A 20,888-nucleotide genomic window follows, 5' to 3' on the forward strand; every position below is an offset into this window, starting at 1 on the left:
TCAAAAAAAAGCGCCGACCCAACAGTTCGGCGCTGACTGCGACAACCATCCATCAAGGAGTTTCCAATGAGCAACGTTCCGTACAAACGCCTGAACAAAGACGATGCCGTGGTATTGCTGGTCGACCACCAGACCGGCCTGATCTCGCTGGTACAGGATTTCTCGCCCAACGAGTTCAAGAACAACGTGCTGGCGCTGGGCGACATCGCCAAGTTCTTCAAGCTGCCGACCATCCTTACCACCAGTTTCGACAGCGGTCCGAACGGCCCGATCGTGCCTGAGCTCAAGGCGCAGTTCCCGGACGCGCCGTTCATTGCACGCCCGGGCCAGATCAACGCCTGGGACAACGAAGACTTCGTCAAGGCGATCAAGGCCACCGGTCGCAAGCAACTGATCATCGCCGGTGTGGTGACCGACGTGTGCGTGGCGTTCCCGACCCTGTCGGCGATTGCCGAAGGCTTTGAGGTGTTTGTGGTGACCGACGCTTCCGGCACCTTCAACACCACCGTGCAACAAGCTGCGTGGGCGCGCATGTCGGCCGCCGGTGCGCACCTGCTGAACTGGTTCTCCGTGGCCTGCGAGCTGCAAGGCGACTGGCGCAACGACATGGAAGGCCTGGCCAACCTGCTGTCCGAACGCCTGCCGAACTATCGCAACCTGATCAACAGCTACATGAAGTTCACTGCGAAGTAAGACGTACACCTGTGGGAGCGAGCTTGCTCGCGATGGCGGCGTATCAGTCGACACACCTGTTGACTGACAGAAAGCTATCGCGAGCAAGCTCGCTCCCACAGTGTTTTGTGTGAGCCGTGGATCAGCGACTCTGCAACCAACTCAAAAATCCACCTTTCCTGACCACCACCGGCTTGGCCATCAACGCCATCCGGCTGTTCTGCTGGCGCACCGCTTGCAGCTTGTTCAGCGCCCGGTCGACTTCGCGACGTTGCTCCATGCAGCTGCGGGTCAGGGATTTGTCGAGGCGGTAAATGATGCTTGAGGTCATGGCGGTGAACCGTGCCTGGGACGGGGTGTCGGCGAGGATGCTCTGTTCGCCCATGACTTCACTCGGCCCCATGCGCCCGGCTTCGATCTGCGTGCTGCCGTCGAGGACGGTAGCGCTGACCACGCCGGTGGCGATGACGAACAGGCTGTCCGGTACTTCTTCCAGATCCAGCACCACCTCACCGGCCGCGTATTGCTGCGCCACCATGTTCTGGGCCAGGCGATCACGTTCCTCGGCGCTCAGGGAACGGAAGATCTTCACTTCATCGAGCAAGGCCCGAGCGCGGGTCGACGGCTCGATCACCCCATCGGGTTGCCGGGAAATACCAGCCGCTTCGAGGTGCCGATGGGCCAGGTCGAACAGTTGATTGCGCACTTCACCCTTTTTGCCGAGTTCCGCGATGAAGCCGCTGGCCACGTATTCGGACATGGTTTCGCCAGCTTCCTTGAGCACGGCTTTCGGCGCCGGATCGAGCAGCAGGCTGCTGCTGCCTTGCAGGGTGCGGTCCAGGGCATCGAGGACCCGACGCGGACGGATGTGGTTGGGCACCTGAATGCTGATCGACACGCCGTGCATATTGAACGGGCGGCTGAGGTTGACGATCTTTGCCTTGGCCGCCACCGAGTTCGGCACCACCGCGGTGCTGCCGGCGCTGGTCAGCAGGTGGGTGGCGCGCCAGTCGATGTCCAGCACCTTGCCTTCGATACCGTCGATGGAAACCCGGTCGTCGACCTGGTACGGCTTGGTGGTGTTGAGCACGATGCCGGAGAACACGTCGCTCAAGGTGCTCTGCAATGCCAGGCCCACCACGATGGCGACGACACCGGAGGTCGCCAGCAAACCTTTCACCGGCAGCTCCAGCACGTAGCCGGCAGCGGCCACCACGGCAATCAGGAACACCAGTGCGCCAATGACATCCTGCAGCAGCCGGCCGCTGTGGCCGATGCGCCGCATCAGTGCCAGTCCGATCACTTCGGTCAGCACCCGCGCGGCGTACAACCACCAGAGAATCCCCAGCGCCGTGGCCCCGAGCTGCGCCACGGGATCATCGGCAAACAATGGCGCCTGCAAAGGGCTGACGCCGGCGTTGATGAGCACCGCGCTGAACAGCACAAACAGCGCCAGGCGCACACCGACCCGGCTGACGCGATGCTTGAATGGCGCGAGGTGCCAGAGCAGGGCGTCGACTACCAACAGCAGTGCGCTCAGGGAAAGCAAATGCTCAAGGAACAAGGACATGGGGAAACTCCATTTAAATGCTTGCGGCAAACAGATCGCAGATCCTTCGGGGAAGGTGATTTCAGTGCGGTGAACGAAGATTAATGGTGTGCCCGGAAGGGAAAAAGCGGCTATAAAGTGTTTGACTGTCAACCTGGATGTGACAATGAACCCCTTCGAAGATATGCGTATTTTTTGTCAGGTGATGGATTCCGGCAGCTTCACGGCAGCCGCCGATCAACTGGGCCTGTCCAAGCAGTTTGTCAGCCGCCGCTTGATGCAACTCGAAGAGCGCCTGGGCGTGCGCTTGCTCAATCGCTCGACCCGGCGCCTGGATGTCACGCCGCTGGGGCAAAGCTATTACGAGTCAGCCTTGCGCCTGCTCAGCGAAGTCGAACAAGTGGAACAGGGCATCGCCGGCCAGACCACCGAGCCACGGGGGACCATTCGTGTGAGTGCGCCGCTGTCGTTCGCACTGGCGCATCTGGGCTGCCTGTTGCCGGTGTTTTTGCAGCGCTATCGCGACGTGACGGTAGAGATGGATTTGAGCGATCGTCCCGTGGATTTGCTCGGTGAGGGCTACGACCTGGCGCTGCGCATCGGTACGCTGGAAGACTCGACACTGATCGCCCGACGGATTGCCTCCATTGAACGGGTGTATTGCGCAAGCCCGACGTACCTGACCGAACGCGGCACACCGCTCAAGCCAGAGGATTTGCACGGTCACGACTGCCTGCCGTACGGCCATGGTCGACAGGTGCAATGGCGTTTTGCGGGGCAGGGCAAGCCATTGAGCGTCAATGTCAGCGGGCGGATGCGGGTCAACAACGGTGAATTGCTCAAGGACGCGGCGATTGCCGGGCTGGGGATCACGTATTTGCCGACGTTCATTGTCGGGTCGGCGTTGAAGGATGGACGGCTGGTGGAGGTGCTGGAGGATTTGCGGCCGGAGCCGCTGACGTTATCGGCGGTCTACCCGCAACACCGGCAGAGTTCGCGGCCGGTGCAGGCGCTGGTCGAGTTCCTGCGCGAAGAACTGGATCAGTCTGAGGGTGGGTTGTAATGAGATGGTTCACACAATCTATTGTGGGAGCGGGCTTGCTCGCGAAGGCGGTGTGTCATCGAACATTGAGTCGACTGACCCACCGCCTTCGCGAGCAAGCCCGCTCCCACAGGGTTTTGTGTTGTATGGGAATCAGCAGGGATCAGCTCCTTTTGTCATCACCGGGCTCGGCATGGACACCACGGTCATCGCCAGGCTCGCCATTGGCATGAACGCCGTGATCGTCGCCGACTTCACCGGACCGATGAACGCCATGGTCGTCCCCGGGTTCATCATGGGTGCCGCTGCGTCCTGAGGACGAGACCGATCCGGAGTGGCTCGAACCACTGTTGGCACTGCCATGGCCACTGTTGCTGCCATGGTCGCCACTATGGCCGCTGCCGCTGTTGCCACCACTGCCGCTTCCTCCGTGACTGCCACCGCCTCCACTGCCACCGCCGTGACTGCCGCCACCACCACCGCTGCCGCCACCGCCTCCACTGCCGCCGCCCCCACCACTTCCGCCACCACCGCCACCACCGCCACTACCGCCACTACCCCCATCCTTGGCCTGAGCAGTGGAAACTCCGGACAGGCTGTCCGGAATCAATACGGTAGACGCCGACAGAACCGCGCCAATAGCTACTGCCAGTAAAAGCTTATTGATGAGCATGTCGTTCTCCGTCTTTTTATTCAGATTGGAACGTAGATGAACTTTGCCATGTGCTGCTTTTTTCCCCGTGGGAACTTGATGAACAGTTCAACGCACCGGTTTATTCGGCTGCAACGTTGAAAAAGAATGCAACGTACAGCCGGACCCAGTTCTAAAGGGGCAGCTCCAAAGGCTCAGCTCCAAGGGGTCAGTGAATGCTTGAGGCCAGCTCGAAAATCGGGATGTACATCAGGATCACGATCACCCCGATCAACAGGCCGATGAAGGTCATGAGCAGAGGTTCGAACAGCCGCACGAACCATTCGATCCAGCGGCTGATTTCTTCGTCGTAGAAGTCGGCGCTGCGCTCCATCATCTGCCCGAGGTTGCCGGACTGTTCGCCGGCGCGCAGCAGGCGCAGGGACACGGGGGTTACCAGGTGATTGAGTTCCAGCGCGGCAGACAGTGATTGCCCCTCGCGCACCCGCTCGCAGGCCTGGTCCAGGCGTGCGCGGGAGGCGACGGTGAGCAAGCCACGGACCATGCCCATGGCGGTGACCAGGGGAATGCCGCCTTGCAGCAGAATCCCCAGTGAGCGGTAGAAGCGCGCCAGTTCATACATGAAGATGCGCTGGTGCACTGCGGGGAGTTTTTCGATCAGGTGGTCCAGCCCCCGACGAAACGCCGGTTGGCGCTGGAGCAGGGTGAGGGCGACGATGATGGCCAGCAAGCCCCCGAAGAATTCGCCCTGATGGGCATGCAGGAACATGCCGCTGCTCATCAGGATCTGCGACATCCATGGCAGGTTCGACCCCAGTCCTTCAAACACCAGGCTGAAGCGCGGTACGACATACCCCATCAGAAACAACACCACGCCACCGCCCACCACCAGCAACAACAAGGGGTAGATCGAAGCGCTGATGATCTTCTGGCGAACCTCGTCCATGCGCTGGCGATAGCTGACATAGCGGCCCAGGGCATCGCCCACGGCACCGGTCTTTTCGCTGGACTGCACCAGCGCAATGTACAGCGGGGGGAAAACCGCCGACAGCTGCCCCAGGGCCTGGGAAAACGATTTACCCTCGTAAAGCAGGCGCACCAGCTCGCTCAAGGTTTTGCGGGCCTGTGGCGCGGTTTCCTTTTCCGCCAGGCTTTCCAGCGCATCGATCAACGGCAGGCCGGCGTTGAGCAAAGTGGTCAGTTCCTGGCTGAACAACACCAGGTTGAACGTCTCGCGCTTGTGCAAGCGCAACGCGCGCCAATGTCGCTCGGCGTGCAGGCTGACCACCCGCAGGCCCTGGTCTTCGGCGATGCGCCTGGCTTCGCTGTGCCCCGGCGCCTCGACGGTCATCGAGACGACACCGGCCTTGCCGACGGCCTTGAGATGAAAGCGCATGGTCGCCATTCCCGTCAGTTCCAGTTGGTGACTTCGGCGTTCTCGCCTTCGCCACCGGGCTGCCCGTCCTTGCCCATGGACAACAGGTCGTACTCGCTGTTTTCACCGGGATAGCGATAGGCGTAGTTGCGGCCCCAGGGGTCTTGCGGGAGTTTTTTCTGCAGGTACGGGCCGGTCCAGCGCGGTTCGTCGGCGGGGGCTGTGACCAGTGCCTGCAAGCCTTGTTCGGTGGATGGGTAATGGCCAACCTCCAGACGGTAAAGGTCCAGGGCCTTGCTCAAGCCTTCTATCTGCGCCTTGGCCACTTTCACTTCGGAGCGGCCCAGTTGGGCGAAATACTTCGGCGCCACGATGCCGGCCAACAGCCCCAGTACCACCAGCACCACCAACAGTTCGAGCAAGGTGAACCCGCTTTGGGTTCGCCGGGCATAACACAGTCGCTGATTCATGATGATCTCCCTCAGTCGACAGCAGAGTCGCTATACAAGCGCATGCAATTGCCATGCTCATGACTGGACATCCTTTTGCACCCCCTGTGCTACGGGCCTTTTCACTTACGGCACAGTGCTTGCGTATGGCTGTTTTACTACCGGCCATTGGGGCAATACCCCCATTTTTCGGGGCCGGGCAGGGGAGGCGTACCAATGAAAGCCATCAACGCAGGATTGCTCGGATTACTCGCGCTCGCTGGCGCCGCACAGGCCGATGTATTCGTTTCCGTGGACGCGAAGGGCAACTATGTCCTGTCCAATGTCCACCGCCCCGGACGCCACTATGAACGGGTGATTCGTGAGCCTGATGCAGCGGTGGTCAGGCTCGATCAGCAACCGCAGATGATCGCCGCGCAACCCTACGCCGAGCTGGTTTCGGCGGCAGCCAGGGCCAACGAACTACCGGCGGCGCTGCTGCATGCAGTGATCAAGACCGAATCGCGCTACAACGCCCGCGCCACTTCACCCAAAGGCGCTCGCGGGCTGATGCAGTTGATGCCCGCCACCGCCCGCGAAATGGGTGTGACCAATGCCTACGACCCCAAAGCCAACATCCAGGGCGGCGCCCGCTATCTCAAGCGCCTGATGACGATGTTCGACAACGATATCCGCCTCGCCGTGGCCGCCTACAACGCCGGCCCGCAAGCGGTGCTCAGCCGGGGCAATGTAGTCCCGCCGTTCGCCGAAACCCAACGTTACGTGCCTAACGTGCTGAACCACTATCGGCGTTTACAGGGGTTGTCCGCGGATGCGCCGCTGTGATCGAAATCCCGGGGGAATTTTCCCCAATAGTGGGGAATGGTGGCCCCGACGAAAAAGTGGGGGGATTGGGTGGGGAATATCCCCCGACCGATCAAGTCGTGATTATAACAAGCTGATTAACAACGTATTTTTTTGTGGCATGCGGATTGCTCCGGTCGATTTGTCGAGAAGTGTTCCCCGATAACCCGTAGCGAGGCCCGAGTCCATGATCGGCATATCCCACCCTTCGTTCCTGATCAATTTGCTGTTGTTGGTGACATCGATGCTCGGCATCGAGATTGCCGGCTAGCAGATTCTGAAGGGGAGTTTTGACATGGACAGGACCATCACAGTCGCTGGCAGTGCGGTGATTCTCGGGATGGCCTTGATCGGGTTCGGGGTATGGCGGACCGCGCCCCCGACTGCACTCGACGAAGTCGCTTTGCCCGACACCTGGAGCGAGCAGACGCTGGAGCGTGACGAGGTTTCGGTGGCCCTTGCCGACGTGCAATTTCGTTTGACGGACAAAGCCTCGGGCCAGCCCTTGTCTGGCGTCGCGCCGGGTGTTCGGGCCGAACCCGGCGATACCCACTAAGAGGAAACTGACATGAACCGATTCGCGCATCGCGCACTGCTGACGTTCTGCCTGTTGGCCTTCGGTATCGGCCTGGCGCTGGCTCACTCGGCGGACGAGCACACCGGGCACGACATGGCGGCCAGCACCGCCAGCCCGGAGACCGCCCGGATCAGGTTTGCCGACGTGGCCCTGCTGGACCAGGACGGCAAGGTCGTCAGTCTGGAAAAGGACCTGGTGAGCAACAAGATCGTGGTCATGGGCTTCATCTACACCAGTTGCACCACGGTCTGCCCGGTGGTGTCCTCGATCATGGGCAAGGTGCAGAAACAATTGGGCGCGCGGGTCGGCACCGAGGTGCAACTGGTGTCGATCAGCATCGACCCGCAGCGTGATGATCCCCAACGCCTGAACGACTACGCCCGCAACTTCCAGAAGGGGCCGGGCTGGAGCTGGTTGACCGGTTCGCCACAGTCGGTCGAAGCCACCCTCAAGGGCCTGGGCGCCTACAGCGGTGGCTTCGAGAACCACTCGCCGCTGATTCTGGTGGGGGACGGCAACAACCGTTTCTGGACCCGCTACTACGGTCTCACCGAACCGACGGAGCTGGCCCGGGCCGTCGAGAAGCTCAGGGGTGAACGCAACGCCCACGCCAAGCACACCGCCATCGCCATGGAGCATCAGCCATGAGCGCCGTCGACAGGAAAACCTGCTTCCCCGACACACCCTTGCAGGACCAGAACGGCAGCACCTTAATCTCCCTTACCAGTGATCCGCTGCGGGACACCCCGGCGGTACTCAAGGCTTGCACCTTGAAACAGGGCATCGATGGGCCCCACTGGTTTTTTCTTACCGACGACAAGGTGCAAATGGACCTTGTATGGGGCCGTATAGGCCAGATCGTGCCGAATCCCGAGCAACACTCCAGCTTGTTGATCGTCGGTGACGCGGCGAACAGGCGCTGGAGCAAAAGCCGTCCCGACGCCCCGGCCGCGGCCATTGCCCAGCGCTTGCAGTTGCTGGCAATGCCCGTGGCCGGTCGCTGAGCCACGGCCATGAATGCTGCCCTCGTCCTTGGCCTGCTGCTCTTCGGCGGCATCGCGCTCAGTGCCCAGGCGCTGCCGCTGAACCCCAGTGAAAGTGCCGGCAAGCGGCTGTACCACGAAGGCGTGTCGGCCAACGGCGAACCGGTCATGGTCCGGGTCGGCGCGGCGGGCATGCTGCTGCCGGCCACCCGCCTGCCGTGCGCCAGTTGTCATGGCGAGGATGGCCTCGGGCGCCCGGAAGGCAAGGTGCGACCGCCGGACCTGCGCTGGTCGCGGCTGGCCAGCAGCCATGGCCAGCAGCACATCAACGGTCGCAGTTATCCGGCCTACAGCGAAATCACCCTGGCGCGGGCGGTGCAGGAGGGGCGCGACCCGGGCAACAATCGGCTCGATCCGACGATGCCACGGTTCGTGTTGTCGATGATCGATCAACGTAACCTCACGGCGTACCTCAAGCACCTGGCCGAAGACGGCGACCCGGGCCTGGCCCCCGACAGTCTGCACCTGGGCACGTTGTTGCCGGGTTCCGGACCCTTGGGCGAGGAGGGCATCACGGTGGCGGCGGTGCTCAAAGGCTGCGTGGCGCGCATCAACGAGGCTGGCGGAATTCATGGCCGGCAGTTGCGCCTGACCATCCTCGACCCCGGCGCCGACCGCGCCAGTGCCGAAAAGGCACTGGACCGGTTGATCGATGAAGAGCAGGTGTTTGCCCTGATCGCACCGATGGCGCCGGCATTGGACGTGAGCTTCGCCGTGCGTCTGGAACAGGCCGGCATTCCCCTGATCGGGCCGTTGTCCTTGCAGGGCACGCCCCACACCAGCCCGCAGATATTCGAACCGCTGCCGGGCCTTCGCGAGCAATTGATCGCCCTGGCCGACTACGCCAGGGCCAGCCTGCGGGTGCTTCAGGGGCCGACGCTGATCGCCTACCCGGACGAACCCGGCCAACGACTGGCGGCGCAGGAACTCAGCCAGTACTTGCAGCGACACGCCTGGCAAAAGGTGCGCCTGCAAGCCTACGACCCGGCCGGGGATGATTTTCCCTTGGGGTCGCGCTCGGTGTTTTACCTGGGCAGCAGCAGCGGCTTCAGTCGTCTGGCCGAGCGCTTGCAAACGGCGGGGCAGGTGCCTTACCTGTTCGCCGCCTCGAACCAGGTGGCGGGCAATCTGACGCAGATGCCCAGCGGATTTTCCCGGCGGGTGTTCCTGGCTTATCCGTTCGTGCCCAGCGACTGGACCCTGGCCGGGCGCCTGGCCTTGACCCAGCTGCGCGAACATCAGGGCCTCGGCGGCCAGCACGCGGTGCTGCAAGTGGGCGCGTTCAGTTCGATGATGCTGCTCAGCGAAGGGATGAAGCAGGCCGGGCGCAATGCCAGTCGCGAGAAGCTGGTCAGTGCCCTGGAAGGCCTGCGTGACTTCGATACCGGGCTGACGCCGCTGATGAGCTTTGGTCCGGGCCGGCGCCTGGGCCTGAGCGGTGCCCATATCGTCACGGTGGATCTGCCGGGCCAGCGTTTCTACCTGGTCGCCCCCTATAAACCCATTGCTGCCACACCCTGACCGGAGGTTGATGATGAAACTCGATACCACTCGGTGCAGTCGCTTCCACTGTCGAAACCGCAGGGCTACGCTTAACCGGGACGAGGGCGTCGGCGCCATTGCGCTCGCGCAATCGAATCGAACGGATTGACGATCAATAGGGGGTTTCCCCAACAGTGGGGGGAAAAATTCAGTGCCAATCCGGTCGCTTTCCCCGTTTTTGGGGGATGGAATTGCGCTACGAAAAGGCATTGTTTTTTAAATTCAAGGACATGAAGTCCTAAAATTACCGGCGCCCAGCCTGGCATGAAGTGTGCGTTAGTCCAGTCAGGGCGCGCACTCCGTCAGGTTCAAAACCCGGACCTGCGGTTTCAAGGAGTCCACCTTGTTAAACAAAGTACTGGTTGTTGATGACGAACAGTTGCTGGCGGAGAACCTCCAGGGTTACCTGCAGGCGCAAGCACTGGAAGTCCGGATTGCCCACGACGGTGCGCAAGGAATCGTTGAAGCTGACGATTTCGCGCCCGATGTGATGGTGTTCGATTACCGCTTGCCCGATATGGAAGGCTTTCAGGTGCTCGATGCCGTCCGCCAGAACAGGAAGTGTCATTTCGTGCTGATCACAGGGCATCCCACCGCGGAAGTTTGCGAGCGGGCCCGGCAACTGGGCGTCAGCCATATCCTGTTCAAACCGTTTCCATTGGCGGAACTGGCCCGTGCCGTGCTTGATCTTCTGGGCAGGCAACGCGAACCCAAAGCGGGGGTGGGCACTTGCGAAGGCTTTGTCGAACGACGCCAGAGCAGGACCGAGAGTTTCCCGCTGCAGTTGTACGACGGTAGTTGGGTGCTGGCAGATCGCCGAAAAAGTATATCGGCCGCCAAGGCGCCAGACGACGAACAATTGCTCACCGGGGAGTAGTGGCGCGACAAGACGTTCCGGCCCCCGCCGAAATGGCTCGCCGCGCCGACAGGGCCCAAAGCCCCGGGCGTTGGAGAGCAAGCCATGGACCGTCTATCCCTTGCCGTAGAACCGGCGCAACCGAAATGTGCACCGACTCGTTTTACCAGTGAACAACTGGCCCAGGCCCGAGCCCTGGCCACCAGTTCCGGCGAGCGGATGCTGGACGCCCTGAGGGGACTGTGCGAACTGGCTCCCATGCCTTTCATTCAATGCCTCGGTGTAACCCTGCACTACCCGGTGCTCGACACCGACAGCCTGTTCAATTCCACCCCGGTGTTCGACCGGGTGACCCTGGCCCAATGCCTCAAGCGCGAATTCATCCTGCTGTGTCATAACGATGCGGTCATCGGTGTGTTCGCCGACCCCTTCGACAGTGCACGCCTGGCCTGGATCGATGAATGCCTGCAAGGCGCGCCGCTGTACCTGGTGCATGCCGATGACCTGAAAGCCTATCTGGCGCGTCACGAAGAAAGCTTCCATGCGGTGGAGTCGCTCAACGCCCAAAGCGACGCCGGCGCCGAGATCGATAACCTGCAAAGTTTGTCCCTGACCAGCATCAGCGAAGATTCCAGCGTCGTGGTCAAGCTGGTCAACTCGACCCTGTACGACGCGCTGAAAATGCACGCCAGCGACATCCATCTCGGCACCACCGGCAGCGGTCTGGTGATCAAGTACCGCATCGACGGTGTGCTCAACAACATCAGCAAGATCCAGGGCAGCGAGTTCGCCGAGCAAGTGATTTCCCGGGTCAAGGTCATGGCCGAACTGGACATCGGCGAAAAGCGCGTGCCCCAGGATGGCCGCTTCAAGATCGGCATCAGCGGCCGGCAGATCGACTTCCGGGTGTCGATCATGCCGAGCATCTTCGGCGAGGACGCGGTGCTGCGGGTACTCGACAAGCAGGACCTCGCCGACAAAGTCTGCGGCGTGCAACTGCAGGCCCTGGGCTTTGAAGAAGAAACCCTGCGCCAGCTGCGCCGGCTGGCCGCCGAACCCTACGGCATGGTGCTGGTGACCGGGCCGACCGGTAGCGGCAAGACCACCACCCTGTACGCGATGATCACCGAGATCAACCACGGCGTGGACAAGATCATCACCATTGAAGACCCGGTGGAGTATCAACTGCCGGGCGTGCTGCAGATCCCCGTCAACGAGAAAAAAGGCCTGACCTTCGCCCGGGGCCTGCGCTCGATCCTGCGCCATGACCCGGACAAGATCATGGTCGGTGAAATCCGCGACCCGGACACTGCACAGATCGCCGTGCAATCGGCGCTCACCGGTCACCTGGTGTTCACCACCATTCACGCCAACAACGTGTTCGACGTGATCGGCCGATTTACCCAGATGGAAATCGATCCCTACAGTCTGGTCTCGGCACTCAATGCCGTGCTGGCCCAGCGTTTGATCCGCCTGGTCTGCACCAGCTGCAGCAGCCCTTACAGCCCGACAGAGGAGGAGCTGGAGGTCTCGGGGCTTGATCCGCAAAAGGTCGCTCACTACCAGTTCGTCCACGGCAAGGGCTGTGGGCATTGCCGGGGCACCGGTTATCGCGGGCGTAGCGCGATTGCCGAGCTGCTGCACCTGGACGACGAACTGCGGCAAATGATCGTCGAGCGCCAACCCATTTCGAAAATCAAGGCGCATGCCTGCAAGCGTGGCTTGCGCCTGTTGCGCGAGTCGGCGCTGGAGATGGTGGAGCAGGGCCGGACGACGCTCGAGGAGATCAATCGTGTCACTTTTATCTCGTGAGCAATTTGTAGCCGTGCTCGGCGCCAGCGGTGTTGGCCTGGGGCAACGGCAAGGCGCTGCAACCCGTTGGCTGGGCAGCGTCGGCTACATCGATGAAGGCTTCCAGGCCTGGACGGTGGCCCTCGACACCCTCGACCGGTTGCTCGCCGAACACAGCGTTGCCAGGGCGGAACTGACCGTGGTGATCTCCGGGCATTTCAGCCGCTATTGCCTGGTGCCCTGGAGCGAGCAGATCAGCAGCCCGGCCGAATTGCTCGGCTACGCCCACCTGTGTTTCGAAGACCTCTACGGTGCCCCGACGCAACCCTGGAGCCTGGTGCTCTCGGCCGAACCCGCCGGTTACGACCGTATCGCCACCGCGCTGCCACAGGACTTGCTTGAACGCCTGCGCGCCTTGGTCAGTGCTCGCGGTTTGCGCCTGCGTTCGGTGCAGCCGTACCTGATGGCGGCGTTCAACCATTTCGATAAGAGCTTTGATGCCGGGGACTTCCTGTTCGTCGTTGCCGAACCGGTACGCAGCGTGTTGCTGCTGGCCCGGGAAGGACGCTGGACCTCGGTGCGCTCGGTGGGCAGCAGCGACAGCGATGCCGCGCTGACCGCGCTGATCGGTCGTGAAAACCAGTTGCAGGCTTCCACCAGCGAACGGCCGTTGAATGTCTACCTGCATGCACCGGCGCGCATCGATTCGCATCCCGACGTGCCAGGTGTGCATCTGCGCACCCTCGAAGAAGACCGGACAGCCGTACGCGATTGCCTGTACCTCATGTCTCGGGCGGTGGCCTGACATGCGCCCCCTGATGCTCGACTTTCAGCCGCGCCGCCGTGCAGGCCCCTTGGGCTGGAGCCTGCTGGCCGGGGGCGTGGTGCTGACACTGACTTGTCTGCTGGTGCAACAGCACCTGAGTAACGAGGCCGAACAACAGCAGGGCCACCTGCAAACCACACAGCGGGTGCTCACCGGCGATACCGGCAGCAAGCTCAGCCTGACCCCGGCGCAAATTCGCGAGCAGGCGCATAACCTGGCGGAAATGCGCAAGGTCTCCCAGCAGTTGCGCCGCCCTTGGGAGCGCTTGTTCGCCACCCTTGAAGCCATGCCGCGGGACAACATTGCCCTGCTGACCCTGACCCCGGATGCCCGCAAAGGCCAGGTGCGGATCAGCGCCGAGGCGCAGGACCTGGACGCCATGCTCGATTTCCACCGCCGCCTCGAAGCCAGCGACGAGCTGTCCGACGTGTCGCTGCTGAGCCACGAAATTGTCGCCAACGTGCCGGAACACCCGGTGCAGTTCAACCTGTCGGCTACCTGGGAGATCGGCGATGCAAATCCATAAATTGATCGTCCACGAATACCTGCAAGGCCTGGGCGTTCCGGGGCTGGCAGGGATGACCATGCTGGTGCTGGCGCTGAGCTATGGCCTGGTCGGGTTGCTGCCGGACTGGGAATCGCTGCAAAGCCTCAACCAGCAGACTCGCGAAGCCACCGAGTACCTGGCCAAGGTCGAAGACGGCAGCGTGGCCGCGCCGGTGGTGCCGCAGCGCGAGCTCGACGATTTCCGCAGCAAGTTGCCGTCCCAGCCTCAGGCCACTGTGGCCATCGACAAGATCTACGCCCTGGCCGCCCAGGAACGCATCACCTTGTCCCGGGGTGAGTATTCCCTGGGCGTGGACCCCAAGACACACCTGGCCCGTTATCAGATTCTGCTGCCGGTACGTGGCAGCTATCCGCAACTGCGGCGTTTCCTGCACGCCTTGCTCGGCCAGTTGCCGGCGGTGGTGCTCGAGGATGTGGAGCTTTCGCGCAAGAATATCGCCGACACCGACCTGACCGGGCGGATTCGCATGACCCTTTACCTGTCGAGGTCATGATGAATACCAAACAAGTGGCGGGTTGGGTGGCGTTCTTCGGTGTAGCGGCAGCGCTCGCCTGGCTCCCCGCATTCTTCGATCAGACCGATGACAGCGACCCTGCGGTGACCACCGTGGCTACGCCAGCCAAGGGCAAGACCCCTGGCGCATCGGCGGCTGCATCGAACGCCGCTGCGCTGGCGCCGATCAAGGACCTGAGCCCGGCAGGCGACCTGTTCGCCGCCCGCAGCTGGAAAGCGGCGCCGGCCCTGGGCAGCGTCACTGAACAGCCGGTAGTCATTACTCCGGTGGTGCAAGTCCCCACTGCGCCACCGTTGCCCTTCCAGTTTGTCGGCAGGCTGCATGACCGTTCCGATCTGCAGGTGTTTTTGCAGAGCGGCGAAAAAATATACGTCGTACGCAAAGGGGATGTCATCGACGAAACCTGGCGGATCGAGCGGATTTCCGATAAGGAACTGCGCCTGGTCTACCTGCCTCTGCATTTATCGCAGACCTTGTCTGTGGGGAGTACGGAATGAACAAATCCCGTTTGCTGATGAGTCTGTGTCTTTGCGCAGGACTGGCCGCGTGCAGTTCGGCGCAGGTTGCCAGGGATGAAGCTTCCGCACTGATCGAGTCGGGCCAGTACGAAGCCGGTCTGGCGCGCATCGAAGAGGGGTTGCGTGAAAATCCTCGCGATACCGAACTGCACATGGCTCTCAACAACGGACGGGTCCTCGCCGTGAAGGCGCTGCTGGCCCAGGCCGACATGGACCGCACCCAGCGTAATTTCGCCGGGGCCCGCATGACTTACAGCCGGGTCTTGAACATCGAACCGAACAACCGTCGTGCCCAGGATTCCCTGCGCCAGCTCGACTACCTGCGCAGCATGGATGAGAAACTCGAAATGGCCCGTGGCGACCTGCGTCGCGGTGACATCTACGGTGCCGACCGCCAGGTCAAACAGATTCTCGAACTGGACCCGAAGAACGAAGGCGCCCTGGAACTGCAAGGTAGCATCCGCCTGGTGCAGAGCCGCAACGTGGTGCAGTACCCGCAACTGCGCACGCGCCTGGACCGGCCGGTGACCCTGGAGTTTCGCGACGCCAACCTCAAGACCATTTTCGAAGTGCTGTCCCAGGTCGCCGGCCTGAATTTCATCTTCGACAAGGACCTGCGCCCGGACATGAAAGCCACGATCTTCGTACGTGACGTGCGTATCGAAGACGCCGTGGAGCTGCTGCTGCAACAGAACCAGCTGCATCAGAAAGTGGTGAATGAAAACACCTTGCTGATCTACCCGGACTCGCCGCAGAAACTCAAGGATTACCAAGAGCTGGTGATGCGCACCTTCTACCTGACCAGCATCGATGCCAACACGGCGCTGAACATGATCAAGACCATGCTCAAGACCCGCGACGTGTTTGTCGATGAGCGCCTCAATACGCTGACCATGCGCGATACCGGTGACGCGGTGCGCATGGCGGAAAAACTCCTGCAATCGCAGGACCAGTCCAACCCGGAAGTGGTGCTGGAAGTGGAAGTGATGGAAGTCGCCCGTCAACGCATTCTCGACCTTGGACTGCAATGGCCCAACACCTTCGGCGTGGTCAACAGCGACGGCTCGGCGGTGACCCTTCTTGATCAACTCAAAGGCATCGACTCCAGCCGGATTACGATCTCGCCATCGCCCCAGGCCAAGATCAATGCTCAGGACAAGGACATCAATACCCTGGCCAGCCCCGTGATTCGGGTCAGCAACCGCGAACAGGCGCGCATCCACATCGGTCAGCGCGTGCCGATCATCAGCGCCACCTCGGTGCCTTCGACCCAGGGCCCGGTGATCACCGAAAGCGTGACCTACCTCGATGTCGGTCTGAAGCTTGAAGTGCAGCCCATCGTGCACCTGAACAACGAAGTGGCGATCAAGATCGCGCTGGAAGTCAGTAACGCCACGCCGCTGACGCCGACCGCTCAGGGCACCATTCCGGTCCAGGTCGATACCCGCAACGCCCAGACCACCTTGCGTCTGCATGACGGCGAAACCCAGATCCTCGCAGGGCTCGTGCGCAACGACCACGGCGCCACCGGCAACAAGATTCCCGGCCTTGGCGACATTCCCGGCCTGGGCCGCCTGTTCGGCAGCAACAGGGACGACGTCATCAAATCCGAACTGGTGCTGTCGATCACTCCGCGGATCGTGCGCAACCTGCCGTACCAGAGCCCGTCGGACATGGAATTCCCGACCGGTACCGAAACCAGCATGCACATCCAGGCACCGGACCGCTCGATGAGCACCACGGTTCAGACCAACCCCATGAACGCCCCGATCGCCACCACCGTTACCGTTGGGAAGCCTTGATCATGAACGCCTCGCAACGCGGTTTTACCCTGGTCGAAGTCGTGGTGACGCTCGCCCTGGTCGGCCTGCTGGCCGGCATGGCCGCACCGCTGACCGAGACCGTGGTGCGCCGGGGCAAAGAGCAGGATCTGCGGACCGCGTTGTACCAGATTCGCGATGCCATCGACGCCTACAAACACGCCGTTGACGCCGGCTACATCGAAAAGTCGCTCGACAGCAGCGGCTACCCGCCGAACCTGCAAGTACTGGTCGAGGGTGTGCGTGACACGCGCAGCCCCAAGGGCGCCAAGTTCTACTTCCTGCGGCGCATCCCCCGTGACCCGCTGGCAGTCGTCAAGCGTGACGACGAGGGCGGCTGGGGCCTGCGTTCCTATGACAGTTCGGCTGAGAACCCGCGAGAGGGCCAGGACGTCTTTGACGTTTACTCCAAGGCCCGCGGCAAGGGTCTCAATGGCATCACCTACCGAGAGTGGTGAGCATATGCGTCGGCAAAAGGGTTTCACCCTGATTGAACTGATGGTGGTCATGGCAATCATCGCGACCTTGATGACGATCGCCTTGCCACGTTACTTCAGCAGCCTGGAGGCCTCCAGGGAGACCACCTTGCACCAGAGCCTGTCGTCCATGCGCGAGGCACTGGATCACTATTACGGGGACACCGGGCGATATCCCGATTCCATCGAACAGCTGGTCGAACTGCGCTATTTGCGTAACCAGCCGCTGGACCCTATTTCCGAGCGCAAGGACACCTGGGTCATAGTCGCGCCACCGGATGGCGTGGCAGGCGGGGTGGCCGATATCAAGAGTGGGGCCAGCGGGAGGGCGCGAAATGGCAGCCTGTATTCCGAGTGGTAGACCTTCGAACCAGGGTGGCTTTACCTACCTGGGTGTGCTGTTTCTGGTCGTCGTGATAGGCATGGGCCTGGCCAGTGCCGGCGAGTTGTGGGCCACCGCTGCGCGCCGCGATCGCGAAAACCAGTTGCTCTGGGTCGGTACGCAATATGCCCAGGCGTTGCGCAGCTATTACCGCAGTTCGCCCGGTATGGCCCAGTACCCGAAAGAACTCGCGGACCTGGTGCAGGATGAGCGTTTTCCGTCGGCCAAGCACCATCTTCGGCAGTTGTACCCGGAGCCGATGACGGGTGGCGAGTGGGAGCTGATGCGTGATTTCGACGGGCGGATCAGCGGTGTGTACTGCCCGTCCGAGCAGAAGCCGCTCAAGCAAGAGAACTTTCCCAGTGAGTGGTCGGACTTCAAAGGCATGGCCAGCTACAAGGATTGGCAGTTCGTGGCCGAGAAAGTTGTCCTCGATGGCACCGAGGGACCGCCGAAAGAACAGTCCACCGGGCCCCAGGCATTGCAGCCTTGAACCTCGGGAGCGGATTTGACAGCCAACACATTTCCGCCAGATGTACCCGGTCCAATTGTGGGAGCGGGCTTGCTCCGGGCGGCGTTCCGACGAAGGCGGCCTGACAGCCGACCTGTCTTTTGTTGACTGTGTACATATCTGTTTTTTTGGTAACGGCCACTTATGGTTTCGCCCTGACGGCGAGTCACTTTTTTTACAAGCGCCTAAAAAAAGTAACCCAAAAAACGCTCGCCCCGAACGTACGGCCCCTCGCTAAGGCTCGGGGTTCCTTCGCTCCGGCATTCATCCGGGGGCATTGCCCTCCGGTCGGCTTCGCGTGACCTACATGCAATGAGTTCGACTGCGCCGAACGGCGCTGCGCGCCTACCCCCGGATGAACGCCTCCACTCAGCCTGCCGAGGGGCGGGTGGATCAAGATCAAGAGCTGCAGGCGAGCTAACGCTCGGCCTGTTGAGTGGTGAAGAGCGAAGGTGTACGCCGATCCGCCTTTGCTCTTCTGTGGGAGCGAGCTTGCTCGCGATGACGGCCTGTCAGCCAACTCAATTCTCACAGGCGAACGAACCCCGCGATCAGGCCGGCCGGTAGGCCGCCTCGCTTTGGCTTTGCCTTTGACTTTTGATCTTGATCTTCTTGCCACCTCGTGAAGCCGAGCGGAGGTTCTGCACAGTGGGCAACCCGGCATGGATGGCGGCGGGCCCACGGAGCAGGACCGGAGCGAGGGCATGCCGAGCCTTGGCGAGGCACCGAACGTAAGGGGCAAGAGCCCTTGGTTACTTGGGGCTCTTCCAAGTAACCCGCCGTAAGGGCGGAGCCGTAAGCGGCCGTGACCGCAGCAACGGATATGTACACCCTCAAAAATCCATATCGCCTGCCAAGCAGCCATCGCGAGCAGGCTCGCTCCCACAGGTAACCGCATCCGCAGTAACGGAGATGTACACCTTAAAAACAAATACCGCCTGCCCCGCAGATCCCCCGATGATTATTTTTTGTCGGCCATCGCTTGCGTGTCGCGCTCGATAGTTGGGCACCGTGTCCAGGCTGAGCAAACCTGACCGGAGCCCAATAATGATAAAAAAACGCTCGGCCACAGCCGGAGTCCGCCAACGGCTTCTCCGGCTTGGCCATACCCGCCCGCAACCCCATGCGCTGGCGATTCTTGCCGTACTGACGGGGCCAACGTACGCCACCACATTCGATCTCAACGAAGACTGGAGCCTGTCGACCAAGACCAGCCTGAGCCTGGGCAGCAGCTGGTCGACGCAAAACCCCGACAAAAGCCTGATGACCCGCGCCAACGCCTTGCAGGCCCAGGGCGTGAACGCCAATGGCACCAGCGTCAGCGCCGACGACAACCGGCTGAATTTCGAGAAGGGCGACTCCATCTCGCAACTCTTCAAGGGCCTCACCGATGTCAGTCTCGATGGCCAGGGCCAGGGCGCGTTCATTCGCTTCAAATACTGGTACGACCACGCCTATGAAACCGGCAATGGCCGCTTCAAGGATTTCGACGATTCGGGCTGGGACGACCTGTCAAAATTCAAGGGCTTCGAAGTGCTCGATGCCTACGTCTGGAAAGACTTACAGTTGGCCGGACATCCGCTGAACGTGAAGGTCGGTAACCAGGTGCTGTCCTGGGGCGAAGCGCTGCTGATCCAGAACGGTATCAATGTGATCAACCCGCTGGACATCTCGGCATTCAACCGTCCCGGCGTGGAAATCAAGGAAGGCCAGTTGCCGGTGGAGATGATCTCCTTCAGCTTCGGCTTGACCGACAGCACCAACCTCGAAGGTTTCTACCAGTACAACTGGCGCCCCAGCGTACTCGACGGTTGCGGCACTTTCTTCGCCAGCAGCGATGTGATCCAGCCGGGTTGCGGGCCGCTGTTCCTGAGTCAGGTACAGACCGATCAACAGATGCAGGCCGCCGGTTTGTTCGCCACGTCCCGGGGCAACGAGTCGCCGTCCGACAATGGCCAGTTCGGTTTCGCCCTGCGCCAGATGATCCCGGCGCTCAACGATGCGGAAGCGGCGATCTATTACATCAACTATCACTCGCGGTTGCCGTATTTCACCATTAACGCCAGGAACACCGCCTTGCCCGGCACCTTCCCCGGTGGCATCCAGGGGCCGAGCTATGCGGCGGCTTTCCCGGAAAACATTCACCTGTACGGCATCAGCCTCAACGGCGTCGAGCCTGTCACCGGGATTTCCCTGGCCGGTGAGTTGAGCTACCGGCCGAACATGCCGATCGGGATCAACGCGCCCGACGTCAACGTCGCCGTGATTTCAGGGCCAGGGGGCAGTTCCTGGGTGCAGTTGCCGCCCGGCTTCAGCACCACCAATGGCAGCCAGTTCGATGCGTGGGAACGCAAGGGCGTCTGGCAGCTGACCGGTTCGGCCACCCAGGCCATCGACAACGTGCTGGGCGCCACGCGCCTGAGCCTGTTCGGTGAAGTCGGGGTCGTGCACATCGACGATCTCGGCGACGAGCGCCTGGGCCGTAACGCCGCGTTCGGCCGCAGCGCCCCGCGCAACGGCACGCCGTGCAACACGGTGGCTTCCGGTGTGACCAACCAATACTGCACCGACAAGGGCTTTGCCACCGATTGGTCGTGGGGTTATCGCCTGCGCGCCAGCCTCGAATACAGCGATGTGTTGCCGGGCATCAACCTGATTCCGGCCGTCAACTGGCGGCATGACATCTCGGGCTATTCCTACGATCCGCAAGGGCCGTTCCAGGAAGGCCAGCAAGCGCTGGGCGTGAGCCTGACCGGCGTCTACATGAACGATTACAGCGTGGAACTGGCCTACAACGCGTTCTTCGGTACCAACGACTACAGCACCCTCGACGACCGCGATTTCGCATCCGTCAGCTTCAAGGCAGACTTCTAAGGAGAACC

General features: G+C 61.7%; 20 protein-coding genes and 2 pseudogenes. 18 read left to right on the forward strand and 4 right to left on the reverse strand.

What is annotated here, in order from left to right:
- Positions 1-66: 66 nt before the first annotated feature.
- Positions 67-693: an isochorismate family cysteine hydrolase YcaC gene (gene ycaC, locus AC3IT9_RS11440; RefSeq protein ID WP_007977200.1), complete on the forward strand. Its 627-nt coding sequence runs from the start codon at positions 67-69 to the stop codon at positions 691-693.
- Positions 694-814: 121 nt separating this feature from the next.
- Here the strand turns inward: ycaC and AC3IT9_RS11445 are convergent, their stop codons facing one another.
- Positions 815-2,242 (reverse strand): mechanosensitive ion channel domain-containing protein, encoded by a 1,428-nt coding sequence (locus AC3IT9_RS11445; protein WP_489273102.1) that lies wholly within the window; start codon positions 2,240-2,242, stop codon positions 815-817.
- Positions 2,243-2,387: 145 nt separating this feature from the next.
- Here AC3IT9_RS11445 and AC3IT9_RS11450 point away from each other — a divergent pair, with 145 nt between their 5' ends.
- Entirely contained in the window at positions 2,388-3,284 is an 897-nt protein-coding gene (locus AC3IT9_RS11450) for a LysR family transcriptional regulator (RefSeq protein WP_489273103.1), read from the forward strand.
- A 142-nt stretch (positions 3,285-3,426) separates the two neighbouring features.
- Here AC3IT9_RS11450 and AC3IT9_RS11455 read toward each other — a convergent pair whose 3' ends face one another.
- The 3 genes from AC3IT9_RS11455 to gspG all read right to left on the reverse strand — a co-directional run bounded on the left by AC3IT9_RS11455 (position 3,427) and on the right by gspG (position 5,760).
- On the reverse strand, positions 3,427-3,936 hold the full coding sequence (locus tag AC3IT9_RS11455; RefSeq protein WP_489273104.1) for a hypothetical protein: 510 nt from the start codon (positions 3,934-3,936) through the stop codon (positions 3,427-3,429).
- 187 nt (positions 3,937-4,123) lie between these two features.
- The gene (locus tag AC3IT9_RS11460) at positions 4,124-5,311 is read right to left on the reverse strand and encodes a type II secretion system F family protein (protein ID WP_489273105.1); all 1,188 of its coding nucleotides are present in this window, start codon (positions 5,309-5,311) and stop codon (positions 4,124-4,126) included.
- Between the two features lie 14 nt (positions 5,312-5,325).
- Positions 5,326-5,760, reverse strand: a complete 435-nt coding sequence (gene gspG / locus AC3IT9_RS11465; protein WP_057715501.1) for a type II secretion system major pseudopilin GspG — start codon at positions 5,758-5,760, stop codon at positions 5,326-5,328.
- Positions 5,761-5,955: 195 nt separating this feature from the next.
- On the opposite strand from gspG, the gene AC3IT9_RS11470 reads away from it, so the two are divergent.
- The 16 genes and pseudogenes from AC3IT9_RS11470 to AC3IT9_RS11545 all read left to right on the forward strand — a co-directional run bounded on the left by AC3IT9_RS11470 (position 5,956) and on the right by AC3IT9_RS11545 (position 20,880).
- Positions 5,956-6,564 carry a lytic transglycosylase domain-containing protein gene (locus tag AC3IT9_RS11470; RefSeq protein WP_150724270.1) on the forward strand — a complete coding sequence of 203 codons (609 nt, stop codon included), beginning with the start codon at positions 5,956-5,958 and terminating at the stop codon, positions 6,562-6,564.
- A 313-nt stretch (positions 6,565-6,877) separates the two neighbouring features.
- Positions 6,878-7,123: pseudogene (locus AC3IT9_RS11475) on the forward strand (hypothetical protein); the annotation flags it as partial.
- Positions 7,124-7,150: 27 nt separating this feature from the next.
- A complete protein-coding gene (locus AC3IT9_RS11480; protein ID WP_150724268.1) occupies positions 7,151-7,807 on the forward strand; it encodes an SCO family protein in 657 nt (218 codons plus the stop codon).
- Between the two features lie 8 nt (positions 7,808-7,815).
- Positions 7,816-8,163 (forward strand): annotated as a pseudogene (locus AC3IT9_RS11485) (hypothetical protein); the annotation flags it as partial.
- A 9-nt stretch (positions 8,164-8,172) separates the two neighbouring features.
- Positions 8,173-9,723, forward strand: a complete 1,551-nt coding sequence (locus AC3IT9_RS11490) for an ABC transporter substrate-binding protein (RefSeq protein ID WP_489273106.1) — start codon at positions 8,173-8,175, stop codon at positions 9,721-9,723.
- A 364-nt stretch (positions 9,724-10,087) separates the two neighbouring features.
- Positions 10,088-10,621, forward strand: a complete 534-nt coding sequence (locus AC3IT9_RS11495) for a response regulator (RefSeq protein WP_151214989.1) — start codon at positions 10,088-10,090, stop codon at positions 10,619-10,621.
- An 84-nt stretch (positions 10,622-10,705) separates the two neighbouring features.
- Positions 10,706-12,412: a GspE/PulE family protein gene (locus tag AC3IT9_RS11500; RefSeq protein WP_489273107.1), complete on the forward strand. Its 1,707-nt coding sequence runs from the start codon at positions 10,706-10,708 to the stop codon at positions 12,410-12,412.
- Positions 12,393-13,196, forward strand: coding sequence for a hypothetical protein (locus tag AC3IT9_RS11505; protein ID WP_423505564.1), 804 nt, complete (start codon positions 12,393-12,395; stop codon positions 13,194-13,196). The genes AC3IT9_RS11500 and AC3IT9_RS11505 overlap by 20 nt, the downstream gene beginning before the upstream one ends.
- 1 nt (position 13,197) lies before the next feature.
- The gene (locus AC3IT9_RS11510; protein ID WP_150724262.1) at positions 13,198-13,743 is read left to right on the forward strand and encodes a PilN domain-containing protein; all 546 of its coding nucleotides are present in this window, start codon (positions 13,198-13,200) and stop codon (positions 13,741-13,743) included.
- Positions 13,730-14,278: a type IV pilus inner membrane component PilO gene (locus AC3IT9_RS11515; protein ID WP_150724261.1), complete on the forward strand. Its 549-nt coding sequence runs from the start codon at positions 13,730-13,732 to the stop codon at positions 14,276-14,278. Before AC3IT9_RS11510 ends, AC3IT9_RS11515 begins: the two co-directional genes overlap by 14 nt.
- The gene (locus AC3IT9_RS11520) at positions 14,278-14,796 is read left to right on the forward strand and encodes a hypothetical protein (RefSeq protein WP_150724260.1); all 519 of its coding nucleotides are present in this window, start codon (positions 14,278-14,280) and stop codon (positions 14,794-14,796) included. The genes AC3IT9_RS11515 and AC3IT9_RS11520 overlap by 1 nt, the downstream gene beginning before the upstream one ends.
- Positions 14,793-16,619 (forward strand): secretin N-terminal domain-containing protein, encoded by a 1,827-nt coding sequence (locus tag AC3IT9_RS11525; RefSeq protein WP_489273110.1) that lies wholly within the window; start codon positions 14,793-14,795, stop codon positions 16,617-16,619. Before AC3IT9_RS11520 ends, AC3IT9_RS11525 begins: the two co-directional genes overlap by 4 nt.
- A 2-nt stretch (positions 16,620-16,621) precedes the next feature.
- Positions 16,622-17,095: a type II secretion system protein gene (locus AC3IT9_RS11530; protein ID WP_489273111.1), complete on the forward strand. Its 474-nt coding sequence runs from the start codon at positions 16,622-16,624 to the stop codon at positions 17,093-17,095.
- Positions 17,096-17,099: 4 nt separating this feature from the next.
- Positions 17,100-17,474 (forward strand): type II secretion system protein, encoded by a 375-nt coding sequence (locus tag AC3IT9_RS11535; protein ID WP_150724257.1) that lies wholly within the window; start codon positions 17,100-17,102, stop codon positions 17,472-17,474.
- Complete coding sequence (locus tag AC3IT9_RS11540) at positions 17,449-17,988, forward strand: type II secretion system protein (RefSeq protein ID WP_150724256.1); 540 nt, start codon at positions 17,449-17,451, stop codon at positions 17,986-17,988. The genes AC3IT9_RS11535 and AC3IT9_RS11540 overlap by 26 nt, the downstream gene beginning before the upstream one ends.
- A 1,065-nt stretch (positions 17,989-19,053) precedes the next feature.
- Positions 19,054-20,880, forward strand: a complete 1,827-nt coding sequence (locus AC3IT9_RS11545; protein WP_489273113.1) for a DUF1302 domain-containing protein — start codon at positions 19,054-19,056, stop codon at positions 20,878-20,880.
- Positions 20,881-20,888 lie beyond the last annotated feature (8 nt).

The organism is Pseudomonas sp. KH_046_1 (genome assembly GCF_057839025.1).